The organism is Rhizobium leguminosarum, from assembly GCF_004123835.1.
In the GTDB taxonomy this organism is placed as follows: domain Bacteria; phylum Pseudomonadota; class Alphaproteobacteria; order Rhizobiales; family Rhizobiaceae; genus Rhizobium; species Rhizobium leguminosarum_M.
This window is the reverse complement of sequence record NZ_MZMU01000008.1, coordinates 38,385-44,601: the sequence shown is the minus strand read 5'-3', so window position 1 is coordinate 44,601 and position 6,217 is coordinate 38,385. Positions and strand designations below refer to the sequence as shown.

At 62.2% G+C, this 6,217-nt stretch carries 8 protein-coding genes; 2 read left to right on the top strand and 6 right to left on the bottom strand.

Annotated elements, in window-relative coordinates; genetic code table 11:
- The 5 genes from B5P46_RS12655 to B5P46_RS12635 all read right to left on the bottom strand — a co-directional run.
- On the bottom strand, positions 1–598 hold a 598-nt coding region (locus B5P46_RS12655), incomplete at its 3' end, for an electron transfer flavoprotein subunit beta/FixA family protein (protein WP_164986485.1).
- A gap of 186 nt (positions 599–784) precedes the next feature.
- Positions 785–1,570, bottom strand: a complete 786-nt coding sequence (locus B5P46_RS12650) for a rhomboid family intramembrane serine protease (protein ID WP_129418948.1) — start codon at positions 1,568–1,570, stop codon at positions 785–787.
- Positions 1,571–1,603: 33 nt separating this feature from the next.
- Positions 1,604–2,182, bottom strand: coding sequence for a cob(I)yrinic acid a,c-diamide adenosyltransferase (locus tag B5P46_RS12645; RefSeq protein WP_129418947.1), 579 nt, complete (start codon positions 2,180–2,182; stop codon positions 1,604–1,606).
- 382 nt (positions 2,183–2,564) lie between these two features.
- Positions 2,565–2,768, bottom strand: coding sequence for a twin transmembrane helix small protein (locus B5P46_RS12640; RefSeq protein ID WP_064647232.1), 204 nt, complete (start codon positions 2,766–2,768; stop codon positions 2,565–2,567).
- Positions 2,769–2,782: 14 nt separating this feature from the next.
- A complete protein-coding gene (locus B5P46_RS12635; protein ID WP_129418946.1) occupies positions 2,783–3,616 on the bottom strand; it encodes an SDR family oxidoreductase in 834 nt (277 codons plus the stop codon).
- A gap of 76 nt (positions 3,617–3,692) precedes the next feature.
- Between B5P46_RS12635 and B5P46_RS12630 the strand changes: the two genes are divergently transcribed.
- Positions 3,693–4,616, top strand: coding sequence for a YihY/virulence factor BrkB family protein (locus B5P46_RS12630; RefSeq protein ID WP_003543284.1), 924 nt, complete (start codon positions 3,693–3,695; stop codon positions 4,614–4,616).
- Here B5P46_RS12630 and gluQRS read toward each other — a convergent pair.
- Complete coding sequence (gluQRS, locus tag B5P46_RS12625; RefSeq protein ID WP_129418945.1) at positions 4,581–5,462, bottom strand: tRNA glutamyl-Q(34) synthetase GluQRS; 882 nt, start codon at positions 5,460–5,462, stop codon at positions 4,581–4,583. The genes B5P46_RS12630 and gluQRS overlap by 36 nt on opposite strands.
- On the opposite strand from gluQRS, the gene B5P46_RS12620 reads away from it, so the two are divergent.
- Positions 5,461–6,153, top strand: a complete 693-nt coding sequence (locus B5P46_RS12620; RefSeq protein ID WP_129418944.1) for a DNA-3-methyladenine glycosylase family protein — start codon at positions 5,461–5,463, stop codon at positions 6,151–6,153. The two genes, gluQRS and B5P46_RS12620, sit on opposite strands and share 2 nt — an antisense overlap.
- Positions 6,154–6,217: the final 64 nt, after the last annotated feature.

Genomic DNA, 6,217 nt, shown 5'->3' with positions numbered 1-6,217 from the left:
CGAGCGGCTTCTTCTTCGCCTTCATGATGTTCGGCAGCGAGGCATAGCGCGGTTCGTTCAGACGCAGATCGGTGGTGACGACCGCCGGCAGCTTGATCTCGATCGTCTGCAGGCCGCCATCGACTTCACGGGTCACCTGAGCCTTGCCATCCCCGATCTCGATCTTCGAGGCGAAGGTCGCTTGGGGCATGCCCAGCAGCGCCGCCAGCATCTGGCCGGTCTGATTGCTGTCGTCGTCGATCGCCTGCTTGCCGACGATGATCAGCCCCGGCTGTTCGGCATCGGCCACAGCCTTCAAGATCTTGGCGACGGTGAGCGGCTCGATTTGATCGTCGGTCTCGACCAGGATCGCCCGGTCGGCACCCATGGCGAGTGCGGTCCTCAGCGTCTCTTCGGCCTTGGCAGGACCGATCGAGACGACCACCACTTCCTCGCACTTGCCGGCTTCCTTCAGCCGCAGCGCCTCTTCCACCGAGATCTCGTCGAACGGGTTCATCGACATCTTCACATTAGCAAGCTCGACACCCGTGCCATCCGGCTTCACCCGGATCTTCACGTTGTAGTCGACAACCCGTTTGACTGGGACGAGTATCTTCATGGGGTCCTTCCTTCAGGAGAAACTGGCTTCAGAGACTTTTCTAGAAAATGCGCGCTCGAGCGCCGCTCCGATTGTCGAATGGCGACATGGATACGCGCTTTTCCTCCAAATTCAACGCTTCCATGACGGCGGCAGGCGATTTGCCCGGCAATATATGGACGTTTACGTTCACGTCAATATGGGCACCTAGCGTCGACCCCAGGGAAAGCGTTGCGCCGTTCGCCCGTCCGTGCCGGCCGTGAGGGCAGGGCCAGGGCCCGGGTCGTTTCTGACGGCGCGGGGTGTGACGATCTGCCGGTCGAAGAGCGGCACACCAGGCCGGCGGAACAGCAGGATCAGGAAAGCCCCGGCAAGGATGCCGCCGACATGCGCGCCCCAGGAAACGTCGCCGTCAGGTGCAATCGCCAGCATGAAGAACTGCTGCCCGATCCATAAAAGCAGCGGCACGAAGGCCGGCAGGGGCAGCGGCACGCGGAAGAACACCAGCACCCAGACCCGGACGCGCGGATGCAGCATGACATAGGCGGCAACGACGCCGGAGACCGCCCCCGATGCGCCGACCAGCGGCGCTTCCGAGGTCATCGTCAGCAGGCCGTGGCAGAGCGCGCCGGCGGCCGCGCAAACGAAATAGAAGATCAGGAAGCGCAGATGCCCCATGGCATCCTCGACATTGTCGCCGAAGACCCAGAGGAAGATCATGTTGCCGGCGAGATGCCAGAAGCCGGTATGGACGAAGGCATAGGTGAGATAAGTCAGCGGCTCCGGCACGATTTCCAGCCCCTGCGCTAGTACCGCGTGGCCGAAGGCGATTGCCGGGATGTAGCCGAGCCCGACGGTCGTCGCCTGGGCTGCCTGCTCGCTCTCCAGGCTGGTCAAAAGCCAGACCGCGAAGTTCAGCGCGATCAGTGCGAGCGTTACCCACTGAACCTTGATATGTTTCAGCGTATTGGCATCGTGAAGTGGTATGAACATAAAGGCCCCTCGGCGATCGTGATCGCGACAAGCCTATCTGTTTTTTCCCGGAACCCAAAGCACATCCGCATGGCCCCGGTCATTTGCATGACGTGCGGCGACGAAGAGGAAATCGGAGAGCCGGTTGACATATTTCATCGCCGGCTCGCCGATGATTTCGCCGTCGGTGCGGGCAAGCGCCACCATCAAACGTTCGGCGCGCCGCGCAATCGTGCGGGCAAGATGCAGATGTGCGGCAGCTGGGCTGCCGCCTGGCAGGATGAAGGATTTGAGCGGCTCCAGGCCGGTGTTCAACTGGTCGATATCACGCTCGACGCGGTCGACCTGCGTCTCGGCGATCCGCAGGGGCTCATAGGCCGGCGGCTCACCAGTGTCGGGGGTGGCGAGATCGGCGCCGAGATCGAAGAGGTCGTTCTGGATCGACATCAGCATGGCGTCGAGTTCAGGCAAGCCGGCCGTGTGCAGCCGCGCCAGGCCGATCGCGGAATTGGCCTCATCGATCGTGCCGTAGGCCTCGACGCGCAGATCATCTTTTAGACGGCGCGGGCCGGACACCAGCCCGGTCGTGCCGTCATCGCCTGTTTTGGTGTAGATCTTGTTGAGTTTTACCATGTCACACCGCCCCTTGACGGGAGGGCGTTCGCATCATCCCATCCTCCCGCACCAAATCTGTTCAGCCTGGGGCCGATATTGTTGATTTCGTTGGCGGATGATGTCCCTGACACGGGCGTCTGCGCCGTGAATGGCTCCTTCTGCCTGCCCCGTCCTCCGTCATGCTCGGGCTTGACCCGAGCATCCACACCACGTCCATCAGCCGCTACGGGCATGGATCCTCGGGTCAAGCCCGAGGATGACGGAGAGCGGGGTTGGCCTTCTCGCCAAACTCGTCCCGGCATACTGACGCACACAGCGTCGGGGTGCTTCCGCAAGCCAGCGCTCACCTCTCCCCTGTCATTCCTGTCCGTGCCCGTCATCAAAATCCCCGTTCCATTGGTCAGGTCGGGCGGCCGCCGCCGGTCAGCCAGAGCGTTATCATGATCAGGACGACGGCGATCGCCTGCAACAGCACACGAAGCTGCATCAGCTTGTTGGAACGGTTGGGATCGCCGCCCTTCATCATGTTGAAGAGGCCGCGGATCAGGACGAGGGCGACGACGCCCATGACGATGATCGCGAGGATATAGGTGACCGTGGACATGGCATTCAGCTTTCTCAGTCCATCCAGCGCATCAGGCGGTAGAAGAGGTCTGCCGGAAGCAGCCGCTTCAGGAACATGCCCTGCTTAGCCGGAGTCGTTACAGGATAATGTGGCCTCGGATTTTTCGAGTTCAATGCGTGTTTCAACACGGAATAGACCGCTTCCGGGCCGAGTTTATGGCGGTTGACCGGCCCCGATCCGTCGAGTCTCGCCAGTTGGCGGCGGTAATCGACCGCGTGCGGCGAATTCTCGAGATCGATATGCTCCTTGATCTTTGCGAGCGCATTGGCCGTGAACCGCGTGGCGATCGGTCCCGGCTCGATCAGACTGACATGGATGCCGCTGTCCTGCAGCTCCATGCGGAGCGTAATGCTGAGGCCTTCCAGCGCGAACTTGGAAGCGGTGTAGGCGCCGCGATAGCGATAGGGGACGACGCCGAGGATCGACGAGCATTGCACGATCCGCCCTTGGCCACGTTTGCGCATCGGCGGAATGACCTGCCGCGTCAGTTCATGCCAGCCGAAGAAATTCGCCTCGAACTGCGCGCGCAGCGTTGCCGTCGACAGATCTTCGACGGCGCCCGGCTGGCCATAGGCGCCGTTATTGAAGAGCGCGTCGATGCGACCGCCGCTGCGTTCCAGAACCGCGCCGACCAGGTCGGAAATCGTCTCGGTCCTGGCATAGTCCATCAGGAAGGTTTCGATGCCTTCTGCTTCCAGCCCCGAAAGATCGTCCGGCTTGCGCACCGTCGCGAAGACACGCCAGCCATCGGCTTTCAGCGCCCGCGCGCAATGAGCGCCGATGCCGGACGAACATCCGGTCACGACGATGGTGCGCTCTCCCGCCATGGAATGATTCCTGTACAAAATGGGACTCGTTTCCCATATTCGGCCAGAGGATACAATCTGGAAAGCCGGAGACGGAATGCCGAAGGTGCTGCGCACGATCTACGACGTGGTCTATGATGCGATCTGTCACATGGTCGAGGACGACGGCTTTGCCATGGCAAGCCATGTGGCGCTGTCGAGCCTGCTTGCGGTTTTCCCCTTCCTGATCTTCGGCACCGCGCTTGCAAGCTTCCTCGGCGCCGATCAGTTCTCCTCGACCGCCATCCATCTGATCTTCGACACCTGGCCCGAGGCGATCGCCAAGCCGCTCGCCGACCAGGTGCTGCAGGTGCTGACCATTCCGCGCGGCGGGCTGCTGACGATCTCGGTGCTGGCGGCCGCATATTTCGCTTCGAACGGTGTCGAGGCGCTGCGCATTTCGCTCAATCGCGCCTATCGGGTGCAGGAAACGCGGGCCTGGTATTTCACCCGTCTCGCCAGCCTGGGCTACGTGCTGATCGCGGTCATCATCTTCACGGCGATCAGCATTTTGCTGGTCGCCCTGCCACTGGCGCTCGATTATTCGAGGAAATGGTTCCCGCTGTTCGCCGATACGCTCGACATCGTCTTCAGCTGGCGCATCTACGGCACGCTGGTGGTTCTGACCGTTGGACTGCTGGTCATGCATCTCTGGCTGCCGGCCGGCAAGCGGCGGGTCTTCGACGTCATTCCCGGTGTGCTGCTGACGCTGCTTCTCTGGCTCGCCGGGGCGCTGATCTTTGCCTATTATCTCGCGACCTTCGCCAATTATACGGCAACCTATGCCGGTCTCGCCTCTGTCATGATCGTGCTGATCTTCCTCTACATGGTCGGCGTCATCTTCATCATCGGGGCGGAGATCAATGCAGCGCTGATCAAGTTCCGCGTCTTCCGGATGTTCTCCCACACGCTTTCGATCGTCGGCAGAGAGCGTGTCGAAAGGCAATCAGAGCCCGACAAGGCGGCGAATATCCGCCCCTGACATGCCCTGGGCGCGCAATTCGCCAAGCCCGCTGTCGCCTTGGCTTTTCGAAAGCTTGCGGCCATCCGCGCCGAGAATGAGACGGTGATGGTGATAGACCGGCTGCGGCAGGCCGAGCAGCACCTGCAAGAGCCGGTGCACCGATGTCGCGTGGAAGAGGTCGAGCCCGCGCACTACATGGGTGACGCGCTGCAGCGCATCGTCGACGACCACAGAAAGATGATAGCTCGATGGCGCATCCGAGCGCGACAGGATGACGTCGCCCCAGACGTCGGGCTCGGCGGCGATCTCACCTGTCCTGCCATCGCCGGTTTCCGTCCAGAACAGCAGTTCGCCGATCAGGTCGAGCGCTTTGCGCATATCGAGCCGCCAGGCATGTTTCTTCCCCGAGGTCAGCATGTCCCGCCATTCGTCTGCCGGACGCTCGCGATCACTTGCGGGATAATGCGGAGTGCCGTCGGGATCGCGCGGCCAGGATTCACCCGCCGCCTCGTAGGCGGCGACGCGCGCCTTCACCTCGCCGCGCGTCAGGAAGGCCGGATAGACCAGTCCGCGCTCGATCAGGGCGTGCAGCGCCGCCTGATATTCAGGAAAATGTTCCGACTGGCGCCGCACCGGGCTTTCCCAGCTGATATCAAGCCATTCGAGATCCCTGAGGATGCCGGCCTCGAACTCGGGCGTGCAGCGCGTCTGGTCGATATCCTCGATGCGCAGCAGCAGGCGCGCTTGTTCGGTCTGCGCCATGTCGCGGTTCAGAAGGGCCGAGAGGGCATGCCCGAGATGCAACGGTCCGTTGGGGCTCGGCGCAAAACGAAAAACGGGTTTTTGACGCTCACTCGTGGTCATGCTTTCTTCTGCCATGGATTCGGCTTTTGAACCACTGCGAGGCAAAGTGCAGATCATCCGCAATGAAGACGATGTCAGGCAGGGGCTCGAAGCGCTGCTTCGCCTCGATCCGCGTCTTGCGCCGATCGTTGCGGAGGCCGGGGCCATTCCGCTCAGGTTGCGCGAGCCCGGCTTTGCCGGCCTTGCCCATATCATCGTCTCGCAGATGGTGTCGCGCGCCAGCGCCGACGCGATCTGGCGGCGCATGCTGCCGGCGGACGGTTCGCTGACGGCCGAAGGTTATGCGCTGCTTCACGCCGAGGCGTGGCGCGAATTCGGCCTATCGCGCGCCAAGGCCGAGACGCTGTCGCGGATTGCCGAAGCGGTCGCTTCCGGCCGTCTCGATCTCTCCGGGCTCTGCCTGAAGCCGCCGGGCGAGGCGCTTGGCGAACTGACCGCGCTGAAGGGTGTCGGGCCGTGGACGGCAGAGGTCTATCTGATGTTTTGCGGCGGCCATGCCGATGTTTTCCCGGCCGGCGATGTCGCGCTGCAGAATGCCGTCGGGACCGCCTTCGGTCTTGCCGCACGGCCGCAGGCGAAGACGCTTGCTGAGCTTTCGGCAGTCTGGTCGCCGTGGCGCTCGGTAGCGGCACGGCTTTTCTGGGCCTACTACGCCACGAAGATGCGCCGTGACATGGTGCCGATCGGCTGATCGGCAACACTCTTCAAATTGCCTTTATCCTCTGAATTTATTGGACTTCACAATCCTGTAACAA

Coding starts and splice junctions, on each gene's coding strand:
- B5P46_RS12630 (WP_003543284.1), top strand. CDS start 3,693: ATGCCGAAGGTGCTGCGCACGATCTACGACGTGGTCTATGATGCGATC.
- B5P46_RS12620 (WP_129418944.1), top strand. CDS start 5,461: ATGCTTTCTTCTGCCATGGATTCGGCTTTTGAACCACTGCGAGGCAAA.
- B5P46_RS12640 (WP_064647232.1), bottom strand. CDS start 2,768: ATGTCCACGGTCACCTATATCCTCGCGATCATCGTCATGGGCGTCGTC.
- B5P46_RS12645 (WP_129418947.1), bottom strand. CDS start 2,182: ATGGTAAAACTCAACAAGATCTACACCAAAACAGGCGATGACGGCACG.
- B5P46_RS12635 (WP_129418946.1), bottom strand. CDS start 3,616: ATGGCGGGAGAGCGCACCATCGTCGTGACCGGATGTTCGTCCGGCATC.
- B5P46_RS12650 (WP_129418948.1), bottom strand. CDS start 1,570: ATGTTCATACCACTTCACGATGCCAATACGCTGAAACATATCAAGGTT.
- gluQRS (WP_129418945.1), bottom strand. CDS start 5,462: ATGACCACGAGTGAGCGTCAAAAACCCGTTTTTCGTTTTGCGCCGAGC.